Consider the following 273-nt stretch of genomic DNA (forward strand, 5'->3'; position numbering starts at 1 on the left):
CCTCATACGTGCATCCATCCTCACACCTTGCCCCCCTCATAGGCGAGGCTCACCGACGCGCCAGGAGCCCACGCACGCACCGGCACGGACACCTGCTCACCCACTCGGCCCTCGAAAGGCTTGGTGTCCGGAACTGCGAGGGTGAAGAGTTGAACGAGGCCACGGTTATCGAGGCCCTCGATCTGGAGAACCGGGCGGGTGGGGATCACCTCGCCGGTCTTCTTGTTGACGCCACCACCCAGGGTGGTGACTGCTCGAATGGTGCCGGTCAGC

The 273-nt window shown here is 64.8% G+C and carries 1 protein-coding gene; it reads right to left on the reverse strand.

Features of this window, described 5'->3' with window-relative positions; translation table 11 throughout:
* Positions 1 to 20 precede the first annotated feature (20 nt).
* Positions 21 to 273: hypothetical protein (locus ABG80_RS22330; protein WP_160322405.1), on the reverse strand; the 253-nt coding region annotated here is incomplete at its 5' end.

The organism is Aquabacterium parvum, assembly GCF_001447195.1.
In the GTDB taxonomy this organism is placed as follows: Bacteria; Pseudomonadota; Gammaproteobacteria; order Burkholderiales; family Burkholderiaceae_C; genus Aquabacterium; species Aquabacterium parvum.